Source organism: Phenylobacterium sp. (assembly GCF_031412415.1).
Lineage (GTDB): Bacteria > Pseudomonadota > Alphaproteobacteria > Caulobacterales > Caulobacteraceae > Phenylobacterium.
Genome location: NZ_JANOCX010000094.1, coordinates 1 through 22,048 on the forward strand (window position 1 = coordinate 1; position 22,048 = coordinate 22,048).

A 22,048-nucleotide genomic window follows, 5' to 3' on the forward strand; every position below is an offset into this window, starting at 1 on the left:
AGAGCCATGGGGCCGCGGTGATCTGCGTGACCCACGACCCGCGGCTGGAAGCCTATGCCGACCGCATCATCCACATCGAAGACGGCCTGATCCTGAGCGACCATCGCACCGACCACGCGTCCGCCCAGTCCGCCGGCCGCCACCCTGAGCTCATCGGAGCCTGAGACCCATGTTCGCCTTCCTCATCAACCACCGCATCAAGCTGATCGTCTTCGCTGTCCTGCTGGTCGCCGGCGGCGGCGGGTATGTCTATTCCAGCAAGGCCAAGGCCGAGAAGGAAGCCGCCGCCAAGGTCGCCGCGGCCAAGGCGCCCAAGAGCCCGTACGTCGCCATCGCCAACGGAAAGGCCGACGTCGAGGGCGGCATCATCCAGGTGGCCGCCCGCCGCTCCGGCATCGTGCGCGATGTGCTGGTCCAGGAAGGCGACCGGGTCGTGAAGGGCCAGATCCTCGCCCGGCAGGAGGACGACGAACCCCGCCTCGCCGCCGCCCGCGCCGCCGCCGCGGTCAACCAGGCCCGCGCCCAGATCTCCATGCTGAACGTCCAGCTTACCAGCGCCCAGCGCGAGCACGCCCGGCTGCAGGGCCTGGTCTCCACAAACTTCGTGGCCGGCCAGCGAATGGACCAGGCCGCCGACAAGATCCGCGAGGCCCAGGCCAATCTCGAGGCCCAGCGCGCCGCCGTGGCCACCGCCCAGGCCGCGCTGGAAGAGGCGCGCTACAACCAGGAACTGACCATCATCCGCGCGCCCTCCGACGGCCGCATCGCGCGCCGCTACGCCAATCCCGGCGCCGGCGCCTCGACGCTGAACGTCTCCAACATGTTCGACCTGGAGCCCGCCGCCCCGCGCATCGTCCGCGCCGAGATCGCCGAGAGCTCTCTCAGCCACGTGGCTATCGGCCAGAAGGTGCAGATCTCGCCGGAGTCCGATCCCACCAAGGTCTTCCCCGGGACGGTGATGCGCCGCGCCGCGGTGTTCGGCGCCCGCAAGCTGCAGTCCGACGACCCCAGCGAACGCACCGACGATCGCGTGGTCGAGGTGGTGGTCAGCGCCGACAGCGCGCCCTTCCTCATCGGCCAGCGGGTGCTGGTGAAGTTCATGCGCCCGGGCGCGGCCACGCTGGCGGCGCGGTAGGGCGACGGGCGGCGCTTGACGTCCCTGTCTCCGCGCCGCACAAACCGGGCCGATTTTCAAACCCGGACGGGAGACTTCGATGGCGGACATCCGCTTTGACGGCAAGGTGGCGATCGTCACCGGCGCGGGCGGCGGCCTTGGCCGTCAGCATGCCCTGGAACTGGCGCGGCGCGGGGCCAAGGTTCTGGTCAACGACCTGGGCGGTTCGGTTGACGGTTCGGGCGGCTCGTCCGCCGCGGCCGACGCGGTGGTGGCCGAGATCAAAGCCTTCGGCGGCGAGGCCATCTCCAACGGCTCGTCGGTCACCGATGACGCGGGCGTGGCCCTGATGGTCAAGCAGGCCATGGACGCCTGGGGCCGCATCGACATCCTGATCGCCAACGCCGGGATCCTGCGCGACAAGTCGTTCTCCAAGATGGAGATCGCCGACTTCGAGCTGGTCATGAACGTCCACCTGATGGGCACCGTGAAGCCCACCAAGGCGGTCTGGGAGATCATGCGCGAGCAGAACTACGGCCGCATCGTGGTGACCACCTCGTCCTCGGGCCTCTACGGCAACTTCGGCCAGTCGAACTACGGCGCGGCCAAGCTGGCCATCATCGGCTTCATGAACACCATCAAGCTGGAAGGCCAGAAGAACAACATCCACATCAACGCCGTCAGCCCGGTCGCCGCCACGCGGATGACGGAGAACCTGATGCCCCCCGCGGTGCTGGAAAAGCTGAAGCCGGAGTACGTCACCCCCGGCGTGGTCTTCCTGGCCTCGGAAGAAGCCCCCACCGGCGCGATCCTGACCGCCGGCGCCGGCGCCTTCGCCCTGGCCCGCATCTACGAGACCGAAGGCGTCTTCCTCGGCGAGGGCGGCCTTTCGGTGGAGGAGGTCCGCGACAGCTGGTCGACGATCACCGCGTCCGAAGGCCAGCAGGCCTATGTCAACGGCGGCGAGCAGAGCGGCAAGTTCTTCCGGAAGCTGTCGGGCGGCTAAGCCACGCTTCAGATTGTGCTTTAGGCGGGCGGCGGCTTCGAAGGAGGCCGCCGCCCGTTTCGTTTCGCGAATTTCACTTGCGAGGCCCCGACTAATCGCGCGTAACCTGAGGCATAACCACGCCCGCAAGAGGCGTCATGCATTTCGGGAGCAGCAATTTTGTCTAGTGATACCTCAGCCGCCCGAACTCGGCGGCTGCCGCTCTCGACGGCGCTTTCCTTCGCCGCCACCAGCCTGCCCATTTCCGCCGTGGCGATCGCCGTTTCGGTCTATCTGCCCCGGCACTACGCCAGCCACCTGGGGATTGATCTCGCCCTGGTCGGCGCGGCGTTCTTCATCGTCCGCATGATCGACATTCCCGTGGACGGCCTGCTGGGCTGGACCATGGACAAGACCCGGACGCCCTGGGGCCGCTATCGGGTCTGGACCATCCTGGGCGGCCCGATCCTGATGGCGGGGATCTATTTCCTGTTCCTACCGCCCGAAGGAGTCGGACGCGGCTATCTGATCTTCTGGTTGCTGGTCATGTATCTCGGCAACTCCATCCTGGCGCTGTCGCACGCGGCCTGGGCCGCCACCCTGGCGCCGCACTATGACGACCGCTCGCGCCTGTTCGGCATCATGACGGGCATCGGCGTCCTGGGCGCCGCCTCGGTGCTGGCCATCCCGATCATCAACGAGGCCCGCGCCGCCTCCGACGCCGGCAATGTCGCGACCATGGGCTGGTTCATCGTCCTGTTGACGCCTATCGCCGCGGCCCTGGTGGTGTGGCGGACGCCGGAGAAGATCGCCCCGGAAATCGCCGGCCACAGCTTCCGTCTGCGCGACTACTGGGGCCTGGTCACCCGTCCCTCCTTCGCCCGCATCCTGCTGGCTGACCTATGCCTGTCGCTCGGTCCCGGCTGGATGAGCGCGCTCTACCTGTTCTTCTTCACCGACAGCCGTGGCTTCACCACGGGCCAGGCCAGCATCCTGCTGGCCGTCTACATCCTGGCGGGCTTCGTCGGCGCGCCGCTGATGGGCCGCCTGGCCACCATGATGTCGAAGCACCGGGCCACCATGGTGGCGACCACCGGCTATTCGCTCACCCTGATCTCGCTGATGGCGATCCCCCAGGGGAACATGGCCATCGGCATGATCCCGATGTTCATCGCCGGCTTCTTCGCCGCGGGCTTCAACGTCCTGACCCGCGCCATGACCGCCGACGTCGCCGACGAGGTGCGCCTGGAACAGGGCAAGGAGCGGTCGGGCCTGCTCTACGCCATCACGGTGATGACCACGAAGATCGCCGGCGCCTTCTCCATCGGCCTGACGTTCTTCGTGCTGTCCAAGGTCGGCTACGACGCCAAGGACGGCGCCCAGAACACCGCGGCCTCGATCCACAACCTGGAACTGGCCTATCTGATCGGGCCGGTGGTGTTCGTCATGCTCGGCGGCGCCTGCATGATCGGCTACAAGCTGGGCGCCGAGCGGCACGGGGAAATCCGTCGCCAGCTCGATGAACGCGACGCCCTGTACGACGAGGCGCCGATCCTGGAGAGTGTGACCGCCGAGGCCGCCAACGTCTCCGAGGCCGACCGCAAGGACTAGGCCAGCAGCGCCCGCGCCGCGGCCAGGAACGCCTTGGCCGCGGCGCTCTCGGGGGCGGTGGCGGTGAGCGGCTTGCCGTCGTCGCAGGCCTGGCGCAGCGCCACCTCCAGCGGGATCTCCGCCAGCAACGGCACACCCATGCGCTGGGCCTCGGCCTTGGCGCCGCCGGTCCCGAAGATCGGAATGGGCGCGCCGCCGGCGGGGTCGGCGAACCAGGCCATGTTCTCGATCACGCCCAGGATCGGGGTCGCGGTCTTCTGGAACATGGCCGCGGCGCGGCGGGCGTCGATCAGGGCGATCTCCTGCGGGGTGGACACGATCACCACCCCGTCGGTCTTCAGCTTCTGGATCATGGTCAGCTGGATGTCCCCGGTGCCTGGCGGCAGGTCGACCACCAGCACGTCCAGAGGCTCGGCTTCCGAGCCCCAGGCGACGTCGTGCATCATCTGGCGGACGGCCGAGGAGGCCATCGGTCCGCGCCAGATCATCGGCGCGCCCTCGTCCACCAGGAACCCGATGGACATGACCTTCATGCCCCAGGCCTCCAGGGGCTGCAGCTTGCCGTCCATGAAGGCCGGCTCGCCGTCGATCCCCAGCATGCGCGGCGCCGAGGGTCCGTAGACGTCGGCGTCCAGCAGGCCCACGCGCTGACCCAGGGCCACGAAGGCGGCCGCGAGGTTGATGGCGATGGTCGACTTGCCCACCCCGCCCTTGCCGCTCGCCACGGCGATCACCCGACGAACATGGGCCGGGCGAACGGCGTCGACCGGCGGCCCCGGGGCGGCCTGGGGGTCGTTCGACAGGCGCGCGCCCTTCTTGACGCGGGTGACGCCCGGCGCAGGGGGCGCCGGCGCCTCGGCCTCGGCGGTCAGCACGACCTGCGCTTTCAGCACGCCAGGCACCGCGGAGAGCGCGGCCTGGGCGGCGTCGCGCACCGGGGCGTAGAGAGCCGTTTCGCCGACCGGAACCTCCAGCATGAAACCCGCGCGATCGGGACCAATGGTCAGGCCGCGGACCAGTCCGGCCTCGGCGAGCCCCTTGCCGGACTTCGGATCGGTGACCCGATCAAGTGCGGCCAGGACGGCGCCACGTTCCGGAGCTTGCGGCTTCATATCGCCCTTTGGCTTGCTTTAACCTGTGATGGGCCACATATCCGGCTGACAGCGCCGGTTTACAAGCCCGACCACGGGCACGACGACGCGGCCGCGCCGAAGACGAAAGCAAGACGACGCGACCATGCCTTGGAATGACAACGCCAACCCAGGTCCCTGGGGCGCTCCGCCCCCGAATGACGGCGACGGCGGCAAGAAACCACCAGGCCCTCGCAGACCCCTTGGCGGCGGCGGCGGCGGCGGTCCCCGCGGGCCCCGCCGGCCCGACGGTCCGGAGTTGAACGCGGCGCTCGAGCGTCTGCAGGCGAAGATTCGTGATTTCTTCGGCGGTCCCGGCGGCCAGGGCATCCGGCCCGGCGCCGTGGCGGCCGTGGCCGGCGTCGGCTTCGGTCTGTGGGCGCTCTCGGGCGTCTACATCGTCCAGCCCAGCGAAGAGGCCGTGGTCACCACCTTCGGCGCCTATTCCCGCAAGGAGGGCCCCGGCATCCGCTATCACCTGCCCAGCCCCATCGAGGCGGCCGAAAAGGTGCCGGTGACCAGCCTGAACCGTATCGACATCGGCGGATCGGCCGGCAGCGCGGTGCCCGAGGAAAGCCTGATGCTGACGGGCGACGAGAACATCGTCGACCTGACCTTCAGCGTGACCTGGCGGGTGTCCAAGGCCGACGACTACGTTTTCAACCTGCGCAATCAGGACGCCGCCGTGAAGGCCGTCGCCGAGAGCGCCATGCGCGAGGTGGTCGGCAAGACCGCGCTCGATCCCGTCCTCACCACCGGTCGCGGCGCGATCCAGGCCCAGGTAGCTGAACTGATGCAGCGCACGCTCGATTCCTGGAAGTCCGGGGTGAGCGTCGTGGAAGTGCAGATCCGCACCGCCGGTCCGCCGGCCGAGGTGCTGGCCGCGTTCCGCGACACCGCCGCCGCCGACCAGGACGCCTCCAGCGCCCGCAACGAGGCCAACACCTACCGCAACCGCGTGATCAACGAGGCCAAGGGTGACGCCGCCAAGCTGACCCAGTCGGCCCAGGGTTATCGCGAGCAGGCCGTGCGCGAAGCCACCGGCGACACCGCCCGCAACGACCAGATCTACAACGAGAACCGCCGCGCGCCGGGGGTGACCAAGGAACGGCTCTACATCGAGACCATGCAGCGCGTGCTTCAGAATTCGAACAAGGTGGTCATCGACGGCAAGGGCGCCAGCGCGCCGATCATCCTGCCGCCGGATGTGTTCCGCCCCCGCACCGCCGCCGCCGCGAGACCGCCGGCCGCCGCCGCCGAGACCACGGCGACGCCGCAGCTCAGCGCGGGAGCTCAGCGATGAACCGCAGCTTGACCACCATCGCGGTTCTGGCCGTCGGCCTGCTGATCGTCCTGTTCAACACATTTTTCATCGTCGAGGAGCGCAAGCAGGCGGTCATCGTGCGGTTGGGCGAACCCGTCCGCACCATCAACGCGCCGAACGCGCGTAGCCCCGGCCTGCAGGTCAAGGTGCCGTTCGTCGAGAACGTCGTCCTGTTCGACAAGCGCAACCTGTCGCTTGAGGCCGAGCAGGAGGAACTGGTCGCCTCGCAGCAGGAGCGCCTGGTGGTCGACGCCTTCGTCCGCTACCGCATCTCCGACCCGCTGCAATACTACCGGACCCTACGGGACGAGCAGACCGCCAACGACCGGATCGAGCGCCTGGTGAACTCCTCGCTGCGCCAGATCCTGGGTTCGGCGACCTTTAACGACATCATCTCCGGCCGCCGCGGCGCCCTCATGGCCCAGACCCGCGCCGACGTCAGCGCCCGCGCGCGCTCCTCGCGCCTCGGCATCGAGATCATCGACGTACGGATCAAGCGCGTCGAACTGCCGGAGGCCAACCAGGCCTCGGTCTATCGCCGCATGCAGACCAGCCGCCAGCAGATCGCCGCGCAGAAGCGGGCCGAGGGCGAGCAGGAGAAGCGCGAGATCATCGCCGGCGCGGACAAGGAAGTGGCCATCACGCTGGCCACCGCCCGCCAGGAGGCCGAGACCACCCGAGGCGAGGGCGATGCCCTGCGCACCCGGCTGTTCGCGCAGAGCTACGGCAAGGATCCCGCCTTCGCGGCCTTCTATCGCTCGATGCAGGCCTACGAGGCTTCGCTGGGTCAGGGCGACACGACGATGGTGCTGTCTCCCGACAGCGCCTTCTTCAAGTACTTCGAGCGCGGCCCCAACGCCCGCTAGCCTCGTGGTCACGCTCACGGCGCCCGCGCCTGCCTTCATGCCCTCGTTCATCGCCGCGATGCGCGAGGGCTTTTCACGCGACACCCTGCGGCCGGAGACGGCTGAGACGATCGCGGCGGTCGAGGCGGACCCCGGCGCCTACCTCGCCAGCTTCGACAATCCGCCCACCCACATCACCCTGCCCGACGGCAGCCAGGGCGAGGCGGTTCCGGCCACCATGCTGTGGTGCGTCGAGGGCGACACCTTCCTGGGTTCGGTGGGAATCCGGCACCGGCTGAACGCCACCCTGGAAAAGGTCGGCGGCCACGTGGGCTACGCCGTGCGCCCTTCGGCGCGGGGTCGCGGCCTGGCCAGCGCCATGCTCGCCGAGGGTCTGACCTGGATCGCGGCGAACCTGCCGCTGACGCGGGTGCTACTGACGGTCAACGCCCAGAACCCCGCGTCCATCCGGGTCATCGAGAAGAACGGCGGGGTGCTGAGCGGCTCGGTTCCGCACCTGTGGCATCCCGGCGAGACGGCCCTGCACTACTGGATCGACGTCTAGCCCTGGAACCAAGGTGGAGCTCAAGGCGCTCTGGCGAGAGCCAAAAACGTCCGGAGCGGTCCCTATGCGCACCCAACAGATCCTCGTCGCTGTCGCGGGCGCCGTCGGCCTAATGATCCTGATCCTTCTGATTGTCGCCTTCTCGCGCGGTGACGGCGATGGCGCGCCCCGCGCGCGCGCCATGGAGGGGTTTGTGAGCGCCGTGGACAAGGCTCAAGCCGCCACGGTCATGCTGAGCGTCTCCGGCGGTGGCGAACCCATGCCCATGGGGTCTGGCTTCGTGGTCACCACGGACGGCCTGATTGTTACCGCGGCCCATGTCACCGGCGGCCTGTCGGTGGTCAACGCGGTGTTCGTCGACGGCAGCGTGGCGCGCGCCGAACTCGTGGGCGTCGACCAGACGGTCGATGTCGCGGTGTTCCGCACCACCCCCGGCAAGCCGACCCAGGCCCTGTCCTTCGCCGACAGCAACCAGGTTCGGGCCGGTCAGCCGGTGGTGCTGATGGGCGCGCCTTTCGGCCTGACGGGCACGGCGACCTCGGGGATCGTCTCCGCGGTCAATCGCCAGATCGGCCGACAAGCCCCCGATAGCTCGGGCGGCGATCGGTTCGCCGGCGGCGCGCTGCGCGGACCTGTGGTGGCCTATATCCAGACGGACGCGGCGCTCACCGCCGGCGGCTCCGGCGGGCCGCTGCTGAACTCGGCGGGGGAGGTCATCGGCGTGGCGTCCTCGCGCGAGAGCCGTGGCGATCCGGGCGCCGGTCTATCCTTCGCCATTCCGTCCAACGTCGTGAAGGCGGTGGTCGAGCGGTTCAAGGCCGCTCCGGCCCCCGCGACCTAGCGGGACGCGCGGACCAGGGCCTCGACCTCGTGTAGGTCGCGGGCGATTCGCACGCACAGGCTCTCGATCTCCTCCGTGGGATCGAGGAGGTCGGGCACCATGATCGCCATCATACCAGCCGCCGAGGCCGCGCGGATGCCGTTGTGACTGTCCTCAAGCGCCAGACAGTCCGCGGGATCCACGCCCAGGCGCGCGGCGGCTGTCAGGAACGGATCGGGGGCCGGCTTGCCGTTGGCGTAGTCGCCTTGCGCCACCACGGTGTGGAAGCGCCCTAGCAGGTTCTGGCTCTCCAGGTGGTGCTCGGCGTCCTGGTGGCGCGAGGACGTGGCGATCGCGCGAGGCAGCGCGAACTCATCGAGCGTGTCCAGCAGCTCCACGACGCCCGCCTTCAGGCAAAGCTGGGTCTGTGCCAGTTCGTAGAAGTGGGCGGAAGAGACCTTCCAGAACCCATCGACGTCGAAGGCCTCGCCGAAGTGGCCGGTCAGCACCAGTCGGCTCGAGTTGCCCGGCAGGCCGATCATGCTCAGGAACAGGTCCAGCGGCATGTCATGGCCCCGCTCCTCCGACGCCCGGATCATGGCGTCGCGATAGAGGCTCTCGGTATCGAAGATCAGGCCATCCATGTCGAAGACGACGGCCTTCGGGGCGCGGGGAAGCTTCATACCGCGGCTTTAGCCGAGAGCGGCGCCGCACGGGAAATCACACCCGGCTTCAGTCCGTAACGAAGTCGCTCACGGCGTACCCCTGGAAGTGCAGCAGCGCCGTCAGATCCGCGTGATCGACCTTGGCGTCGGCCTGCGCGGCGACGATCGGCTTGGCGCGATAGGCCACGCCCAGGCCGGCCGCCCCGATCATGGCCAGGTCGTTGGCCCCATCGCCGACGGCCAGGGTTTCGGCCAGATCGAGACCCAGCGCCGCGGCCTCTTCGTTCAGCGCCGCCAGCTTGGCCTCACGGCCCAGAATGGGCTCACCGACCGTACCAGCCAGGCTGTCGCCGGCCTCGATCAAGGTGTTGGCCCGGTCCGCCTGGAACCCCGCCGCCTGCGCCACGCGCGAGGTGAAGAAGCTGAAGCCGCCCGAGACCAGGAAGGCCTTGGCCCCATTGGCCGTCATGGTCCGCACCAGGATGCGCGCGCCGCGATTGAGCCGCACCCGCTCGTCATAGGCCCGCTGAAGGTCGGCCAGCGGCAGGCCCTTCAGCATCGCCACGCGCTCGCGCAGCGCCGCTTCGAAATCGAGCTCGCCGCGCATGGCGCGTTCGGTGATCTCCGAGACCTGATCCTTCACCCCGGCGAAATCGGCCAGCTCGTCGATGCACTCGCAGCCGATGATGGTGGAATCCATGTCGGCGATCAGAAGGCGCTTCCGACGGCCGTTCCAGGGCTGAACGCAGACGTCGACGGCGCGGTCGGAGAGAACGGCCTCGGCGGCCGCGCGGACCGGGGCGACAGCGTCGGCCTCCACCAGCAGGTCGAGGGCGACGGGGCCGAGCGGCCGGGGCTCCTTGACGCGGGCGTGGCAGCCTGCGAGCGCTGGGGCGAGGACGGCGAGCGCCTGCTGGGCGGCGTCCGGATCGGGACTGACGAGGGTAAGGGCGATCTGCATGGAGCCCCGCATCTGGCTGATCGTCGGGCCTACCGCAAGCGGCAAGTCGGCCCTGGGGCTGCGACTGGCGGCGACGATTGGGGCAGAGGTCGTCAACGCCGACGCCCTGCAGCTCTACGCCGACCTGCGCATCCTGACCGCCCGACCTTCACCGGAAGAGGAGGCCCAGGTCCCGCATCACCTGTTCGGCCTGGTCGACGCCGCGGACGGCTGGTCCGTGGGCCGCTGGACGCGGGCGGCGATCCAGGTGCTGGACGAGATCGTCGCGCGCGGGCGTCCCGCCATCGTGGTCGGCGGGACAGGGCTCTATTTCGGCGCCCTGACAGAGGGTCTGGCCGACATTCCCGCCGTTCCCGCGCGCACCCGGGACCAGGTTTCGGCCGAGTACGACGCCATGGGCGAAGACGCCTTCCGCGCCCGCCTGACCGAGCCCGATCCCGCCGCCGCCACCCGCATCGCACCGGGCGACCGCCAACGCCTGGTCCGAGCCTGGGCGGTGTTCGCCGCGACGGGCGTGGCGTTGAGCGGCTGGCAGGCCCAGACCACCCCACTGCTCGCGCCCGGGACTTGGCGCGCGGTCGCGCTGGAGCCCCCACGCGAGGCGCTCTACGACCGCTGCGACGCCCGGTTGGCGGCCATGGTCGGTCACGGCGCGCTGGAGGAGGTCGCCGCCCTGGCCGCCCGCGCGCTGTCGCCCGACCTGCCGGTCATGAAGGCCGTCGGCTATCGCGAGTTCGCCGCCCACCTCCGAGGCGAGACCAACCTGGACGCCGCGCTCGCCGCCGCCCAACGCGAAACCCGTCGCTACGCCAAGCGCCAGTCCACCTGGATGCGAGGTCGGATGGCCGACTGGCCCCGCATCGACGCCTTGAGCCCCGATGACCAGTGGAGGCAGTTTCTTGCGCTCAACCCCGCCTTGACGCCCTGACGGGGGCATGGCATGACCCCCTTCAATCTATTCGGAGAACGCTCGTGCGCGAGATTCTTGTACTTCCAGTGCGACCCGTAGCGGCCTGACCTCGTCGTCAGCCCGTCAAAGGTCGCTTGCACCAGGCCCCTCGCGGGCCTTTTTTAATGGCCCAACCAAGGTCCCGCCGAAATGACCGCCCACCAAACCATCGAAGCCGAAGCCACCATTGAAACCCTGACCGGCGCGGAGATCGTTGTCCGTTCGCTCATCGATCAGGGCGTGGAAGTGCTTTTCGGCTATCCGGGCGGCGCGGTCCTGCCGATTTATGACGCCCTGTTCTCCGAGCCGCGCCTGCAACACGTCCTGGTCCGCCACGAACAGGGCGCGACCCACGCCGCGGAGGGTTACGCCCGCTCCACCGGCAAGCCCGGCGTGGTCCTGGTCACCTCCGGTCCCGGCGCCACCAACGCGGTCACCGGCATCGTCGACGCTCTGATGGACAGCATCCCGCTGATCGTCATCACCGGTCAGGTCGCCACCCACCTGATCGGCACCGACGCCTTCCAGGAATGCGACACCATCGGCATCACCCGGCCGATCACCAAGCACAACTACCTGGTCAAGGACGTGGCCGATCTGCCGCGGATCATGCACGAGGCGTTTCATATCGCGACCTCGGGCCGCCCGGGCCCGGTGGTCATCGACATCCCCAAGGACGTCCAGTTCTCCAAGGGCGTCTATCAGGGGCCGAAGGACGTCGTTCATTCCCACAACTATCGCCCCCGCACCAAGGGCGACCCGGCGCGGATCGCCGAGGCCGCCGCCCTGATCGCCAGCGCCAAGCGCCCGATCCTCTATACCGGCGGCGGCGTCATCAACGCCGGGCCTCGCGCGGCCGAACTGCTGCGTGAGTTCGCCAAGCTGACCGGCGCGCCGGTCACCTCGACCCTGATGGGCCTGGGCGCCTTCCCGGCGTCCGACCCGGCTTGGCTGGGTATGCTGGGCATGCACGGAAGCTTCGAGGCCAACAACGCCATGCACGACTGCGACGTCATGATCGCGGTCGGCGCGCGGTTCGACGACCGCGTCACCGGCCGGCTCGACGCCTTCGCGCCGGGCTCCAAGAAGATCCATATCGATATCGACGCCTCGTCGATCTCCAAGAACGTGCGCGCCGACATCGGCATCGTCGGCGACGCGGCCAGCGTGCTGGAAGACCTGATCGCGGCGTGGAAATCGCGCAACCTGGCTACCGACAAGAGCGCGATGGACGACTGGTGGCGGCAGATTGAGGCGTGGCGCGCGCGCCAGTCGTTCCGCTACAAGCCCGACACCAACCTGATCAAGCCGCAGCACGCCATCGAGCGGCTGTACCAGCTGACCAAGGACCGCGAGACCTTCATCACCACCGTGGTCGGCCAGCATCAGATGTGGGCGGCCCAGTACTATCACTTCGACAAGCCGAACCACTGGATGACCTCGGGCGGCCTGGGCACCATGGGCTACGGCCTGCCCGCCGCCGTGGGCGTTCAGATGGCCCATCCGCAAGCCCTGGTCATCGACATCGCCGGCGACGCCAGCGTCCAGATGACCATGCAGGAGATGTCGACGGCCATTCAGTACGGTCTGCCGATCAAGATCTTCATCTTGAACAACGAGTGGATGGGCATGGTCCGCCAGTGGCAGCAACTGCTGCACGGCGAACGCTACAGTCACTCCTATTCGTCCAGCCTGCCCGACTTCGTGAAGATGGCCGATGCGTTCGGAGCCTTGGGGCTGCGCGCCGACCACCCCGACGAGCTAGACGCCAAGATCCAGCAGATGATCGACTATCCTGGCCCCGTCCTGTTCGACTGCCGGGTGACCAAGGAAGAGAACTGCTTCCCCATGATCCCGTCCGGCAAGGCCCACAACGAGATGATCCTGGCCGAGGAGTCCCGCGATCTGGGCTCGATCATCGACGATGCGGGCAAGCGGCTTGTCTAGCCGTCACCGTTGACGTTTTGTTCTCACTGAGCTTACCTCCGATTGCAAATCGGAGGGGCATATGTGGTGGGAGCTGTACCGGCGCTGGACGCTGTGGGATTTCGCACGGCGCGTGCGCAAGCATGGCTGGACCGGAACATATGTCCGGGGCGAAGGGGCCTCGTTCGCCTATTCCATAGGTTTCTGGGAATCCGCCCAAGCCCCTGAGGTCATCATGTTTGGGATGACGCAGGAGATCGCGAATGGGCTGCTCTGGGAGGCCCACCGTCAACTCAAGTCAGGTGAACTGACCCTGCAAGACAAGGCGGCTTGGTCGCTCGATTGGGAGGATGGGCCGCAGTTCGCATGGCGGATGGTGCACCCCACCCAAATTCGCCGCGAGCACTTCAACATAGCGATCTGGCACCAGGAACGACAGGGCGGCCGCCGTGCTGACCTCAGGGCCTTCCAGCTCTTTGTCACCGACACCCATGGCCTATTCCCGTGGGACGAGGGTTTCGACACCGAGTACCGGCCCGTTCAGCCGGAGCTCTACCTCCCGTTCTTCGGGCCGGCCGACGACGACTAAGGCTCTCTATTGAGGCGACCACCACTCCGAGAACAGCGGTACGCTACGCACCCTTGCCGCGCGGCGAATCCGGACGTCCTAATCCTTGCGCTCAAATTGCGCAGGGGATTGCGATGTCGGACCAACACCAGGGCTCGGGCCTGATCTCGAACCGCCGCGCGCTGCTGGCCGGCGGAACCGCCGCGGCGCTGTTCGCGCCCGGCCTGACCTTCGCCGCCAGCGGCGATCTCGCCGCCATCCGCAAAGCGGCGGACGCGGGCTACGACGCCTCGGTCAAGCGCATCCAGGAGTGGATCGCCCTGCCCTCCATCGCCGCGGAGAACCGCGACATGGACAAGGGGGCCGACTACATGATGGCGCTCGCCAAGGACGCGGGCTTCCAGCACGTCGAGAAGGTGCCCACCAAGGGCCATCCTGGCGTCTTCGCCACGCTGGATGTGGGGGCCAAGCGCACCATCGGCATCTACTTCATGTACGATGTGAAGCAGTTCGACCCGGCGGAATGGAGCTCTCCGCCGCTGGAGGCGCGCATCGTCGACAAGCCAGGCTTTGGCAAGGTGATCGTCGGCCGGGGCGCGGTGAACCAGAAAGGGCCGGAGGCCACCTTCCTGGCCGGGCTGCACGCCATCCGCGCGGCGGGCAAGAAGCCGCCAGTGAACATCGTCCTGGTCTGCGAGGGCGAGGAGGAGATCGGCAGCCCGAACTTCCGCGAGATCGTCACCAAGCCCAACGTCCTGGCCGCGCTCAAGAAATGCGAGGGCGTCGTGATCCCGGCCGGCTGGCAGAGTCCCAGCAACGGCGGGGTCAGCGTCAATCTGGGCGCCAAGGGCATCGCCGAACTGGAGCTGGTCGCTAGCGGCGCGAAGTGGGGCCGCGGGCCCAAGACCGACATCCATTCCAGCGAGAAGGCCCGTGTGGACAGCCCGGCCTGGCGGCTGGTCCAGGCCCTGCAGACCCTGGTCACCCCCGACGGCAACACCCCCGCGATCGAGGGCTATTTCGAGAAGGTGCGGCCGCTCGCCGCGCGGGAGAAGGAGCTGTTGGCCCTGGCCGCCAAGCAGCTCAACGAAGCCGACGCCAAGAAGGCCCTGGGCGTCGACCGCTGGATCGACGACCTGCCCTGGGACAAGACCCTGGAACGGCTGGCCTCCCAGCCGACGGTCAATATCGAGGGGTTGGTCTCGGGCTATACCGGCCCCGGCGGCAAGACCATCCTGCCAGGTCGCGCGGTGGCCAAGATCGACCTGCGCCTAGTGCCCAACCAGACCATGGAGGACTCGGTCGCCAAGCTGCGCACCCATCTGGACAAGCGCGGCTTCCCCGACGTGGAGGTCAATGTCAGCGGGGGCTACGACCCCACCGAAACCGACGAGAACAGCCGGCTGATCAAGGCCGAGATCGCCACCTACAAGCGCCTGGGCGCGGCGGTCACCGTCTATCCGCGCCTGGCGGGGTCCTGGCCAGGAGCGGTCTTCACCTCAGCCCCCGTCAGCCTGCCGGCCGGACAGTTCGGCCTGGGCCACGGCAGCGGCGCCCATGCGCCCAACGAGTACTACGTGATCGAGTCCAGCAATCCCAAGGTCGAGGGCCTGGTCGGCGCGACCATGAGCTACGTGGACTTCCTCTACGAGATCGCCGCGATGAAGTAGGGCGCCTCAGGCCTTTAGCCGCAGCTTGCCCATGTAGTCGCGCTTGCCCAGCGGCACGCCCTTGAGCCGCAGGATGTCGTAGGCCGTGGTGGCGTGGAAATAGAAGTTGGGCAGCGAGAACGAGAGCAGGAAGCCTTCGGCGGTGAACGGCATCGCCCGCTCGCCGAACTTGAACGCCATGTCGGCGCCCTCGAAGGCGTTCACCTCGTCCGCGCTCAGGGCCTGCAGCGCCGCCGTGGCGTCGGCCATCCGCGCCTGGAGATCGGCATAGCTCAGCGGCGTCGACGGCATGGCCGGCGAGAACTCGCCCTTCTTAACGCCCGCCATCGCGCCCTCGCTGTGATGGGCGACGGACGAGATCTGGTACCAGAAGGGCAGCATGTCGGGCGCCAGGCGCGTGTCGACGATCTCTTGCGGATCGATACCGTTGTCCTGGCAATGGGCCAGGCCGCGATCCAGGAAGCCCGAGACCCCGCCCAGAGTCTGCAGGAACGAGACGACCGTCGCGTCGTAGAGTGAGATGGCCATGTTTTCTCCCCGGGGCTTTCGTTTGGGCGGGGATAGCGGGAAACCGCCGGTTCGGCGACCCGAGATTGCGTTTGGGCGACGCTCGACTACATCGTGATCTCCCCCCGCGCCCGGGGCCGTGACGTGGAAGTCGTGATGCCCGAGGTCGCCGTCCAGACCCTGTTACGATCGCCATCGGTCGCGGTCCGGGACATCCGCTGCCGCGGCACGTGCCGCCACCAGAGCGCCGAGGAGTGCGCCGAGGCGACCGAACTCGTCTTCCCCTATCGCGGCGTCTACGCCCGCCACCTCGGGCGCGACCAGGCCATCGCCGAAGCCAACCAGGTGGTGTTCTTCAACCGCGACGAAGGCTATCGGATCAGCCACCCCGTGGCCGGCGGCGACGCCTGCCTATCGCTGGCGCTCAGCGAGCCCTTGCTGGCGGAACTGGCCCCGACCGTGCTGCTGCGAGCGCCGTCGGGCCTGGCTTTCCGCCATCATCGTCTGCGGATCGATCCCCAGGCCCAGGCTATGGTGGCGCGGCTGCGGCAAACCCTCAAGGCCCGCGACGCCGAACCCCTGGAAGCCGAGAGCATGGCCCTCTCGCTGGTGGCGCACGTCTTGGGTCCGCGAACCGCGCGCGCCGCCGGGGGCTCGTTCGGGCGCCAGAGGCTGGCCGACCGGGTCAAGCTGGTCCTGGCCGGCGACCCGGCGCGGCGATGGACCCTCGCCCAGGTCGGCGCGGAGGTGGGGATGTCGCCGGTCTACCTGACCCAGGTGTTCACCCAGGTCGAGGGGCTGTCGCTCTACCGCTATCAATTGCGGCTGCGCCTCGCGCGGGCCCTGGATCTGCTGGACGACTATGACGACCTGACCGCCCTGGGCCTGGATCTCGGCTTTTCGAGCCACAGTCATTTCAGCGCGGCGTTCCGGGAGACCTATGGGGGTCCGCCTTCGGCGTTCCGGCGCGGAGCGTCGCGGTAGGAAAGCCGAAGGTCAGACTGGAGAACACGGTCTGGAAGTCCGCGTCATCGCCCGGCGCCAGCGGTTTGGTCCAGACGACGTTCAGGCGCCAGCGTCCGCCCTCCGGCATGAGGAAGCTCGCCCGCCCCGCCACGTCGGTTCGGTGCATCGCCAGAGGCGCCTCGTCGTGATCGAGGTCGGTGAGCTTGACCAGCGCGCCGGCAAGCGGCGCGCCCTCAAATAGAACCCGCACCGGCAGGGTCGCCGGGCGCGGATCGGCATAGGGGTTCACCTCCGGCACGATCTCCAGGCTCAGACCGACCGCTTGGGTGACCTGCGCGCCCGTGCCCGGATCGCCGACCTGCACGATGGCCTTGGCGACGCGGCCGTAACGCTCGGAAGCCGCAGCGTTCAGGCGCCCCGCAAGGGCGCGCTGCTCCAGGGCCGGCGTAAGCCCCTCCTCCTTCAGATAGGCGTTGAAGCGGTCCGCGCTCAGGTGGCTTCGGGCGCGCACGTCGGTCTCCAGCGCCAGCACGTGGACGCCAGGAGCCTGAAGCCCAAAGGCGCCGTCGGCCTCGGCCCCGCCCAGGCCTAGCGATGGGCGCAGGTCGATCGTCGCGCCGCTCGGCGCCATCGCCACGAAGCGGGTGATGCGGCCCAGCGGGATCGCAGAGCGCTGCCGCTCCGCCCCGTGCCCGACCTGCAGCGTCATCGACGTTTCCGTTCCCGGCGCCACCCAGAAGGCGTCCGGCTGGAGCCAGAAGTCATGGGCCAGGGCGGGTTGGACGAGGACGAGGGTGAGCAGGCACCCGCACCAGATCGCCAGCCGCCTCACCGCGCCGCCGCCGAACCAGACGCCGGTGGGGCAAGGAAGGGGAATGTCGCCGTCGAGTGCTCGCGGTCGTCCCGGTCGACGCCGTCGTCCACGCCCGAGACGGCGCCGCTGACCAACAGGGAGCGATAGACGTCCACGGCGTCGTCGTTGGGCGTGCGGCCTCCGCAGTCGTCGCGCAGGTCGCTTCGACCGGCCAGCGCGGCCAATTCCACCGCGAAGAACTGCGTGCAGCGGCTAGCCTTGCTGTTGATCCAAAGCCTATCGTCCGCCAACAGGATGGCCATGGGCAGATAGCGCGACGTCGAAGGCGTGGATCCCGAAAGATCGGCGAGGAGTTGGTCGCCGCAGCGGCCGTCCAGCCCGTCATAGAGTCCGAGAGACTTTTCGATCTCGGGAACGAACGCATCGGACGTCGCCGGCGTCGCCCGGTTGTAACGTTCCTTGAGAGCGTTCCCGACCTCGGCGGAGTCGAGCGTGGCCAGCAGCGCGTTGCCGGTGAGCGGGCGGCCCATCCGGTCGATCCGCTGGTCGCCGTCGGCCGTTTCGGCCCAGACCGCCAGCATCTCGCCGCCCGAATTCACCACGTCGAGATCGACCGACAGGACCAGCGAGGCCGGAGTCCAGCCCGCCAGCAGGTTCTTGCCGGGACCGCCCTCGGTCATTCGCCAGCGCGACAGGATCGTCCGAGCCGTGGCCGCATCGAACGCCGGGCAGCCCGCCGCGTCCGTCTTGGCGCCTTGCTTCAACGCCGCGGCGGCGACGTTGTAGGCGTCGCGGGTCCCGCGGACATTGTTGAAAAACGGATCGTCCCGCAGGCCCGCGAAGACGCGGAGCCGGCGATTGCGCCCTTCCAGTCCCTCGGGCCGGCTGGCGTCGCCGCGCACCCAGTCCGCCTTGCCGGCCTCGCACTGGGTCTCGGCGCCCACGAACCGGCAGGAGATCGAGGTGGTCGCCGAGGTCTGGCCGACCTTCGGCCCGCTGTCGACGTGGAAGCGGTACCGGTGCCTATCGGAGAAGCTCTGGCCGACGATGGTCATCACCAGGTTCAGCCGTCGGCCGTCCGGCGATGTCCAGGCGAAGATGTCGCCGATGTCCGCGCGCGGGTCGGCGATGACGCTGGGCGTATCGAGGTGGTCAGACGCCCATGCCGCGCCACCGCCACCAAGCGCGAGCACCGCCGCGAGGGCCGCGACCCGCCCTACCGATTTCGAACGTCCCATGACGTATCCCCTCCCAGAACCACTCGGGAGGGGACCTAGCTTGGAGGCGAAGCGCCGCGCTGTCGGAACCTTTAGCGACCTCGGGAGCCCGGCGATCTAGGCGCCGTAGAAGAACCGCTCCTCAACGATCTTGTCGTCCTCGACGGTATAGACCGCGACCTCGTCCATCGTGATGCGATCGCCGCTGGCCTTCTGGGTCAGGTCCATCTTGAAGCGGACCGCGAACTGGTCGCCATTCACGTAAGGGCCCTCGACCTCCGAGGAATGGACCTCGTGGTTGGCGGCCCACCACTCGCCCTTGCCGCGCACGCCGTCGATGCCGCGAACCTCGGCCATGTCGCCGGGCATGGCTTCGTAGCTGACCACATCGTCGGCCCAGTACTTCTCACCCGCCTCGTCAAACTTGCCCTCCTTGCACAGGGCGACCAGGTCGTCGGCGATCTCTTGGGTGCTCATGCTCAAGTCTCCTGTTGGGGTTGCAGCCAAATTAGGACTCCGAACAGGCCCCTCTGCAAGTGATATGTTTCTGTTTTGTTCTTGTCGCGATTTCGTCGTCTACGGCCGCTGCGCCTTGCCGCAGGCCCACGCATGTGAGAGGTCGTCGGCGACCCGAACGAGACGCACAACATGACCACCGACGCCCAGCCCGCCTCCGTCTACGACCTCGCCCACGCGGAAGAAGCCGAGAACCTCGCCACCTTCGCCATCCTGGTCGACAACGAGCCCGGTGTGCTGCACCGGCTGGTCGGGCTATTCGCGGCGCGCGGATACAACATCGAGAGCCTGACCGTCGCCGAGACCGACCGGCGGGCGCACACCAGCCGCGTCACCATCGTCACCCGCGGCGCGCCGCACGTGCTGATGCAGATCGAGGCCCAGCTCGAGAAGATGGTCGCCACCCGCCACGTTCAGGACGTGACCCGCGATCCCAACGGCCTGGAGCGCGAACTGGCCCTGGTGAAGGTCAAGGGCTCCGGCGCCGACCGGGTGGAGGCCCTGCGGGTCTCCGACATCTTCCGCGCCAAGGTGATCGACACCACCCACGAGAGCTTCGTCTTCGAGCTGACCGGCGCCCCGTCCAAGATCGACAGCTTCGTCGATCTGATGCGGCCGCTGGGCCTTGTGGAACTGTCCCGCACCGGCGTGCTTTCCATCACCCGGGGCGCGCAAGCCATGTGAGGAGGGCCGCTTGGTCCGCCCGACACTGCTGATTTCGCTCCTGCTGCTGGTGGCCTCGCCCGCCGCGGCCCAGGCGCCGCCCGCCGCCGACTGGCCCTACCCACCGCCGGACCCCAAGACCTGGTGGGACGATAAGCGGCCCAAGACGCCCGACGCCGCCGATCCGCTGGCCGGCCGCCGGCTTGGCCGCGGCGATCGCCCGATCGCCATCGACAACGGCTACGATCCCCTACTTTACCGCCTGTGGGGCCTCCAGCCCCTGCAGAACCAGGTCCTATTCGGCGGCGAGATGATCTTGGAGGTCGCCATCCGACCCGCCTCCTCGACCCGTCAGAGCATCGTGCGCCTGACCGTGCGCCGCACCGGCGACGTCTTCGTGCAAGGTCGGGCCGGCCTGGGCTGCTGCGAGGCGGGGATCGCGCGGCGGGTCGGCTTCGACGCCGAGGTTCCGGCCGGATCCGCGGCGCGCCTGCTGGCCCTGCGCGATCATCCGGTCTGGAACGCGCCGCGCGAGGTGCGCGTGGACGACGGTTCCGGCGCGGCCGACGCACTCTGCGTCGACGGCACGTCCTATGATTTGACCCTGGTGGTTCCCGGCCGCTCCCGCTCCATCAGGCGCGCCTGCGACAACGCCGAGGTGGGCCAAGCCGCCGATGTGCTGGAGGCCGCCCTGGGACTGGCGCTCGGCCACGAACCGCGGTTCGACATCCTCTATCCCGGCGGCGCGGACTTCGCCGCCGCCCGCCGGGCCTATGACGGCCTGATCGCCGAGGGCGGGCGACTGAAGCCCGCCCCCAACGCTCGGCCCCAGCCGCCGGCCTTTGAGCCGCTGTCGACCGAGGGGCCGACGCCTACGCCGTGACCTGACCCGTGAGCGCGGCCTGACGCGCCTTGCGGATCGTGACGCCGCGGAACAGCAGGTATTGGCCGGCGAAGAGCACGACCTTGGACGCCGGCGACCAGACCGCCATGACCAGGGCCACCGTCTTGGCCTCGACGCTCAGAGCCAGCACGAGGTTGAGCGCGGCGCTGGCGAACATCAGGCCAGACCAGACGTAGCCGGCGCCGGTGATCATCGACTCCGGCACCCGCCCCACCGAGATCGGCGGCATGTAGCGGGTCATCCAACCCCGTTGCAGCATGGCCGCGCCAATCACCGCATAGACGATGGTGGGCTTGATCAGGATGAAGCGCGCGTCGTGGGTAAGCAGGGTCGCGCCGCCCATGGCCAGCACCAGGCCAAGGCTGGCCCACTGCATGGCGCTGACGCGCGCGCCGCGCAGCTTGACGATGGCCAGCTGCGCGATTCCCAGCGCCACCCCCAGCGCGGTGGCCAGCATCACATTCCCGGTGACGGCGAGCACGCCGTAGAACAGGAAGGTGGCGGCCAGGTCGATCAGGATGGGGCGGGCGGCGTGCAGCAGCGGGTTCATGGCAGGTCCTCGAAGGGCTTGAATTCGTTGACCAGAGTCTATCGAAGCACCGGCTCAAGGCCCGAACCCGTTGGCGAAGGCGCCGCGGCGGCCCACGCAATCGAGGCGCCCATCCGCGCTTCGCGAACGGCGGAATTCCATAAGTTCTTCAAAACCTAACCCATAGGCCCTATATTGGGCGTGTCGGGTTTCGGCCCGACTATGGAGATAAACGCGCACGTAATAAGCGGACTGGACCCGGGTGCGATTCCCGGCGGCTCCACCAATCTTCCCCCGGAGTTATCACCGGAAAGTGCGGGGCCGATCAGCATCGACAGACGTCTAAAGGTGTTGCTTTCTCTCGGCGTGGCTCACCGTTTCGGGCCTTTAAACTAAATGCGAACGATAACTTCGCTGAAGAAGTCCGTCTGGCCGCGTAAGCGGTTCGATAGATTTCGACATAAACTCCTAGCGTCTTAGCAGCGTTAGGCGGGGCCGGGAGGGGGCCTTGCAACAGAACCCCTCCACCTTCCTCAAGCATCTCGCATTCCTGCAATTCGAAGCCCGCCTGTGGCGAGAGCCGCCTTGCGCGGCGGCGGCGAAGCGCTACCCTCTGCGCCACAAGTGATTTCCGGAGAACCCATGGCTCAGGAGCCGCCGGCCCAAGACCAGATGCACTACGAGGCCATGGCCCAGGAGGCCCTGCGCGGCGTGGTGAAGTCCGCCCTGCGTCGCGCCGCGGCGCCGGACGGTCTGCCGGGGGCCCATCACTTCTACATCACCTTCAAGACCGAGGCGC

General features: G+C 68.4%; 23 protein-coding genes, 1 other RNA gene and 1 pseudogene. 17 read left to right on the forward strand and 8 right to left on the reverse strand.

Translation table 11 applies throughout. The annotated features are described in order from the left end of the window. The 4 genes and pseudogenes from RMO04_RS04905 to RMO04_RS04920 form a co-directional block, all read left to right on the forward strand. A pseudogene (locus RMO04_RS04905) lies at nucleotides 1-164 on the forward strand (hypothetical protein); the annotation flags it as partial. A 5-nt stretch (nucleotides 165-169) separates the two neighbouring features. Continuing rightward, nucleotides 170-1,135 carry an HlyD family efflux transporter periplasmic adaptor subunit gene (locus RMO04_RS04910; protein WP_309643676.1) on the forward strand — a complete coding sequence of 322 codons (966 nt, stop codon included), beginning with the start codon at nucleotides 170-172 and terminating at the stop codon, nucleotides 1,133-1,135. 79 nt (nucleotides 1,136-1,214) lie between these two features. Continuing rightward, a complete protein-coding gene (locus RMO04_RS04915) occupies nucleotides 1,215-2,120 on the forward strand; it encodes an SDR family NAD(P)-dependent oxidoreductase (RefSeq protein WP_309643677.1) in 906 nt (301 codons plus the stop codon). Nucleotides 2,121-2,279: 159 nt separating this feature from the next. Further along, nucleotides 2,280-3,710 carry an MFS transporter gene (locus RMO04_RS04920; protein ID WP_309643678.1) on the forward strand — a complete coding sequence of 477 codons (1,431 nt, stop codon included), beginning with the start codon at nucleotides 2,280-2,282 and terminating at the stop codon, nucleotides 3,708-3,710. Here the strand turns inward: RMO04_RS04920 and RMO04_RS04925 are convergent. Further along, the gene (locus tag RMO04_RS04925; RefSeq protein ID WP_309643679.1) at nucleotides 3,707-4,822 is read right to left on the reverse strand and encodes an Mrp/NBP35 family ATP-binding protein; all 1,116 of its coding nucleotides are present in this window, start codon (nucleotides 4,820-4,822) and stop codon (nucleotides 3,707-3,709) included. The genes RMO04_RS04920 and RMO04_RS04925 overlap by 4 nt on opposite strands. Before the next feature lie 124 nt (nucleotides 4,823-4,946). Between RMO04_RS04925 and hflK the strand changes: the two genes are divergently transcribed. From hflK to RMO04_RS04945, 4 genes are all read left to right on the forward strand, one after another. Further along, entirely contained in the window at nucleotides 4,947-6,143 is a 1,197-nt protein-coding gene (gene hflK / locus RMO04_RS04930) for an FtsH protease activity modulator HflK (RefSeq protein WP_309643680.1), read from the forward strand. Further along, the gene (hflC, locus tag RMO04_RS04935) at nucleotides 6,140-7,030 is read left to right on the forward strand and encodes a protease modulator HflC (RefSeq protein ID WP_309643681.1); all 891 of its coding nucleotides are present in this window, start codon (nucleotides 6,140-6,142) and stop codon (nucleotides 7,028-7,030) included. The genes hflK and hflC overlap by 4 nt, the downstream gene beginning before the upstream one ends. Nucleotides 7,031-7,034: 4 nt before the next feature. After that, nucleotides 7,035-7,574 carry a GNAT family N-acetyltransferase gene (locus RMO04_RS04940; RefSeq protein WP_309643682.1) on the forward strand — a complete coding sequence of 180 codons (540 nt, stop codon included), beginning with the start codon at nucleotides 7,035-7,037 and terminating at the stop codon, nucleotides 7,572-7,574. Nucleotides 7,575-7,638: 64 nt separating this feature from the next. Then, nucleotides 7,639-8,415: a trypsin-like peptidase domain-containing protein gene (locus RMO04_RS04945; RefSeq protein WP_309643683.1), complete on the forward strand. Its 777-nt coding sequence runs from the start codon at nucleotides 7,639-7,641 to the stop codon at nucleotides 8,413-8,415. On the opposite strand, the gene RMO04_RS04950 is transcribed toward RMO04_RS04945, so the two are convergent. Next, on the reverse strand, nucleotides 8,412-9,077 hold the full coding sequence (locus RMO04_RS04950; RefSeq protein ID WP_309643684.1) for an HAD family phosphatase: 666 nt from the start codon (nucleotides 9,075-9,077) through the stop codon (nucleotides 8,412-8,414). The genes RMO04_RS04945 and RMO04_RS04950 overlap by 4 nt on opposite strands. A gap of 49 nt (nucleotides 9,078-9,126) precedes the next feature. Further along, nucleotides 9,127-10,020 carry a phosphoserine phosphatase SerB gene (serB, locus tag RMO04_RS04955; RefSeq protein WP_309643685.1) on the reverse strand — a complete coding sequence of 298 codons (894 nt, stop codon included), beginning with the start codon at nucleotides 10,018-10,020 and terminating at the stop codon, nucleotides 9,127-9,129. Between serB and miaA the strand changes: the two genes are divergently transcribed. From miaA to RMO04_RS04975, 4 genes are all read left to right on the forward strand, one after another. Then, nucleotides 10,019-10,948 (forward strand): tRNA (adenosine(37)-N6)-dimethylallyltransferase MiaA, encoded by a 930-nt coding sequence (gene miaA / locus RMO04_RS04960; RefSeq protein ID WP_309643686.1) that lies wholly within the window; start codon nucleotides 10,019-10,021, stop codon nucleotides 10,946-10,948. The genes serB and miaA overlap by 2 nt on opposite strands. A 171-nt stretch (nucleotides 10,949-11,119) precedes the next feature. Continuing rightward, complete coding sequence (locus RMO04_RS04965; RefSeq protein WP_309643687.1) at nucleotides 11,120-12,916, forward strand: acetolactate synthase 3 large subunit; 1,797 nt, start codon at nucleotides 11,120-11,122, stop codon at nucleotides 12,914-12,916. A 61-nt stretch (nucleotides 12,917-12,977) separates the two neighbouring features. Beyond that, nucleotides 12,978-13,484: a DUF4262 domain-containing protein gene (locus RMO04_RS04970; RefSeq protein WP_309643688.1), complete on the forward strand. Its 507-nt coding sequence runs from the start codon at nucleotides 12,978-12,980 to the stop codon at nucleotides 13,482-13,484. Nucleotides 13,485-13,597: 113 nt separating this feature from the next. Then, nucleotides 13,598-15,133, forward strand: a complete 1,536-nt coding sequence (locus RMO04_RS04975) for a M20/M25/M40 family metallo-hydrolase (RefSeq protein WP_309643689.1) — start codon at nucleotides 13,598-13,600, stop codon at nucleotides 15,131-15,133. A 6-nt stretch (nucleotides 15,134-15,139) separates the two neighbouring features. Here the strand turns inward: RMO04_RS04975 and RMO04_RS04980 are convergent, their stop codons facing one another. Further along, nucleotides 15,140-15,661 (reverse strand): DUF1993 domain-containing protein, encoded by a 522-nt coding sequence (locus RMO04_RS04980; protein ID WP_309643690.1) that lies wholly within the window; start codon nucleotides 15,659-15,661, stop codon nucleotides 15,140-15,142. 135 nt (nucleotides 15,662-15,796) lie between these two features. Here RMO04_RS04980 and RMO04_RS04985 point away from each other — a divergent pair, with 135 nt between their 5' ends. Next, nucleotides 15,797-16,624: an AraC family transcriptional regulator gene (locus RMO04_RS04985; RefSeq protein ID WP_309643691.1), complete on the forward strand. Its 828-nt coding sequence runs from the start codon at nucleotides 15,797-15,799 to the stop codon at nucleotides 16,622-16,624. Here RMO04_RS04985 and RMO04_RS04990 read toward each other — a convergent pair. From RMO04_RS04990 to RMO04_RS05000, 3 genes are all read right to left on the reverse strand, one after another. Then, entirely contained in the window at nucleotides 16,557-17,438 is an 882-nt protein-coding gene (locus RMO04_RS04990) for a DUF4198 domain-containing protein (protein WP_309643692.1), read from the reverse strand. The two genes, RMO04_RS04985 and RMO04_RS04990, sit on opposite strands and share 68 nt — an antisense overlap. Further along, nucleotides 17,435-18,658: a DUF4331 family protein gene (locus RMO04_RS04995; RefSeq protein WP_309643693.1), complete on the reverse strand. Its 1,224-nt coding sequence runs from the start codon at nucleotides 18,656-18,658 to the stop codon at nucleotides 17,435-17,437. The genes RMO04_RS04990 and RMO04_RS04995 overlap by 4 nt, the downstream gene beginning before the upstream one ends. Nucleotides 18,659-18,754: 96 nt before the next feature. Further along, nucleotides 18,755-19,114: a nuclear transport factor 2 family protein gene (locus tag RMO04_RS05000; RefSeq protein WP_309643694.1), complete on the reverse strand. Its 360-nt coding sequence runs from the start codon at nucleotides 19,112-19,114 to the stop codon at nucleotides 18,755-18,757. Nucleotides 19,115-19,285: 171 nt separating this feature from the next. On the opposite strand from RMO04_RS05000, the gene ilvN reads away from it, so the two are divergent. Together ilvN and RMO04_RS05010 are read left to right on the forward strand one after the other, a co-directional pair. After that, nucleotides 19,286-19,837: an acetolactate synthase small subunit gene (gene ilvN / locus RMO04_RS05005; RefSeq protein ID WP_309643695.1), complete on the forward strand. Its 552-nt coding sequence runs from the start codon at nucleotides 19,286-19,288 to the stop codon at nucleotides 19,835-19,837. A gap of 10 nt (nucleotides 19,838-19,847) precedes the next feature. Next, the gene (locus RMO04_RS05010; RefSeq protein ID WP_309643696.1) at nucleotides 19,848-20,699 is read left to right on the forward strand and encodes a hypothetical protein; all 852 of its coding nucleotides are present in this window, start codon (nucleotides 19,848-19,850) and stop codon (nucleotides 20,697-20,699) included. Here RMO04_RS05010 and RMO04_RS05015 read toward each other — a convergent pair. Then, a complete protein-coding gene (locus RMO04_RS05015; RefSeq protein WP_309643697.1) occupies nucleotides 20,689-21,270 on the reverse strand; it encodes a septation protein IspZ in 582 nt (193 codons plus the stop codon). The genes RMO04_RS05010 and RMO04_RS05015 overlap by 11 nt on opposite strands. Nucleotides 21,271-21,413: 143 nt before the next feature. Between RMO04_RS05015 and ssrA the strand changes: the two genes are divergently transcribed. Together ssrA and RMO04_RS05025 are read left to right on the forward strand one after the other, a co-directional pair. Beyond that, nucleotides 21,414-21,778, forward strand: a transfer-messenger RNA (tmRNA) gene (ssrA, locus tag RMO04_RS05020). A gap of 113 nt (nucleotides 21,779-21,891) precedes the next feature. Continuing rightward, the coding region (locus tag RMO04_RS05025; protein ID WP_309643698.1) for a ClpXP protease specificity-enhancing factor SspB at nucleotides 21,892-22,048 on the forward strand (157 nt) is incomplete at its 3' end.

Excerpts from the sequence above, each read along its gene's own strand:
- RMO04_RS05015 (WP_309643697.1), bottom strand. The coding sequence starts at position 21,270 with ATGAACCCGCTGCTGCACGCCGCCCGCCCCATCCTGATCGACCTGGCC.
- RMO04_RS04970 (WP_309643688.1), top strand. The coding sequence starts at position 12,978 with ATGTGGTGGGAGCTGTACCGGCGCTGGACGCTGTGGGATTTCGCACGG.
- RMO04_RS04995 (WP_309643693.1), bottom strand. The coding sequence starts at position 18,658 with ATGGGACGTTCGAAATCGGTAGGGCGGGTCGCGGCCCTCGCGGCGGTG.
- hflC (WP_309643681.1), top strand. The coding sequence starts at position 6,140 with ATGAACCGCAGCTTGACCACCATCGCGGTTCTGGCCGTCGGCCTGCTG.
- hflK (WP_309643680.1), top strand. The coding sequence starts at position 4,947 with ATGCCTTGGAATGACAACGCCAACCCAGGTCCCTGGGGCGCTCCGCCC.
- RMO04_RS04975 (WP_309643689.1), top strand. The coding sequence starts at position 13,598 with ATGTCGGACCAACACCAGGGCTCGGGCCTGATCTCGAACCGCCGCGCG.
- serB (WP_309643685.1), bottom strand. The coding sequence starts at position 10,020 with ATGCAGATCGCCCTTACCCTCGTCAGTCCCGATCCGGACGCCGCCCAG.
- RMO04_RS04910 (WP_309643676.1), top strand. The coding sequence starts at position 170 with ATGTTCGCCTTCCTCATCAACCACCGCATCAAGCTGATCGTCTTCGCT.
- RMO04_RS04915 (WP_309643677.1), top strand. The coding sequence starts at position 1,215 with ATGGCGGACATCCGCTTTGACGGCAAGGTGGCGATCGTCACCGGCGCG.
- RMO04_RS04965 (WP_309643687.1), top strand. The coding sequence starts at position 11,120 with ATGACCGCCCACCAAACCATCGAAGCCGAAGCCACCATTGAAACCCTG.
- ilvN (WP_309643695.1), top strand. The coding sequence starts at position 19,286 with ATGACCACCGACGCCCAGCCCGCCTCCGTCTACGACCTCGCCCACGCG.
- RMO04_RS04985 (WP_309643691.1), top strand. The coding sequence starts at position 15,797 with ATGCCCGAGGTCGCCGTCCAGACCCTGTTACGATCGCCATCGGTCGCG.
- RMO04_RS04945 (WP_309643683.1), top strand. The coding sequence starts at position 7,639 with ATGCGCACCCAACAGATCCTCGTCGCTGTCGCGGGCGCCGTCGGCCTA.
- miaA (WP_309643686.1), top strand. The coding sequence starts at position 10,019 with ATGGAGCCCCGCATCTGGCTGATCGTCGGGCCTACCGCAAGCGGCAAG.
- RMO04_RS04950 (WP_309643684.1), bottom strand. The coding sequence starts at position 9,077 with ATGAAGCTTCCCCGCGCCCCGAAGGCCGTCGTCTTCGACATGGATGGC.
- RMO04_RS04925 (WP_309643679.1), bottom strand. The coding sequence starts at position 4,822 with ATGAAGCCGCAAGCTCCGGAACGTGGCGCCGTCCTGGCCGCACTTGAT.
- RMO04_RS04980 (WP_309643690.1), bottom strand. The coding sequence starts at position 15,661 with ATGGCCATCTCACTCTACGACGCGACGGTCGTCTCGTTCCTGCAGACT.
- RMO04_RS05000 (WP_309643694.1), bottom strand. The coding sequence starts at position 19,114 with ATGAGCACCCAAGAGATCGCCGACGACCTGGTCGCCCTGTGCAAGGAG.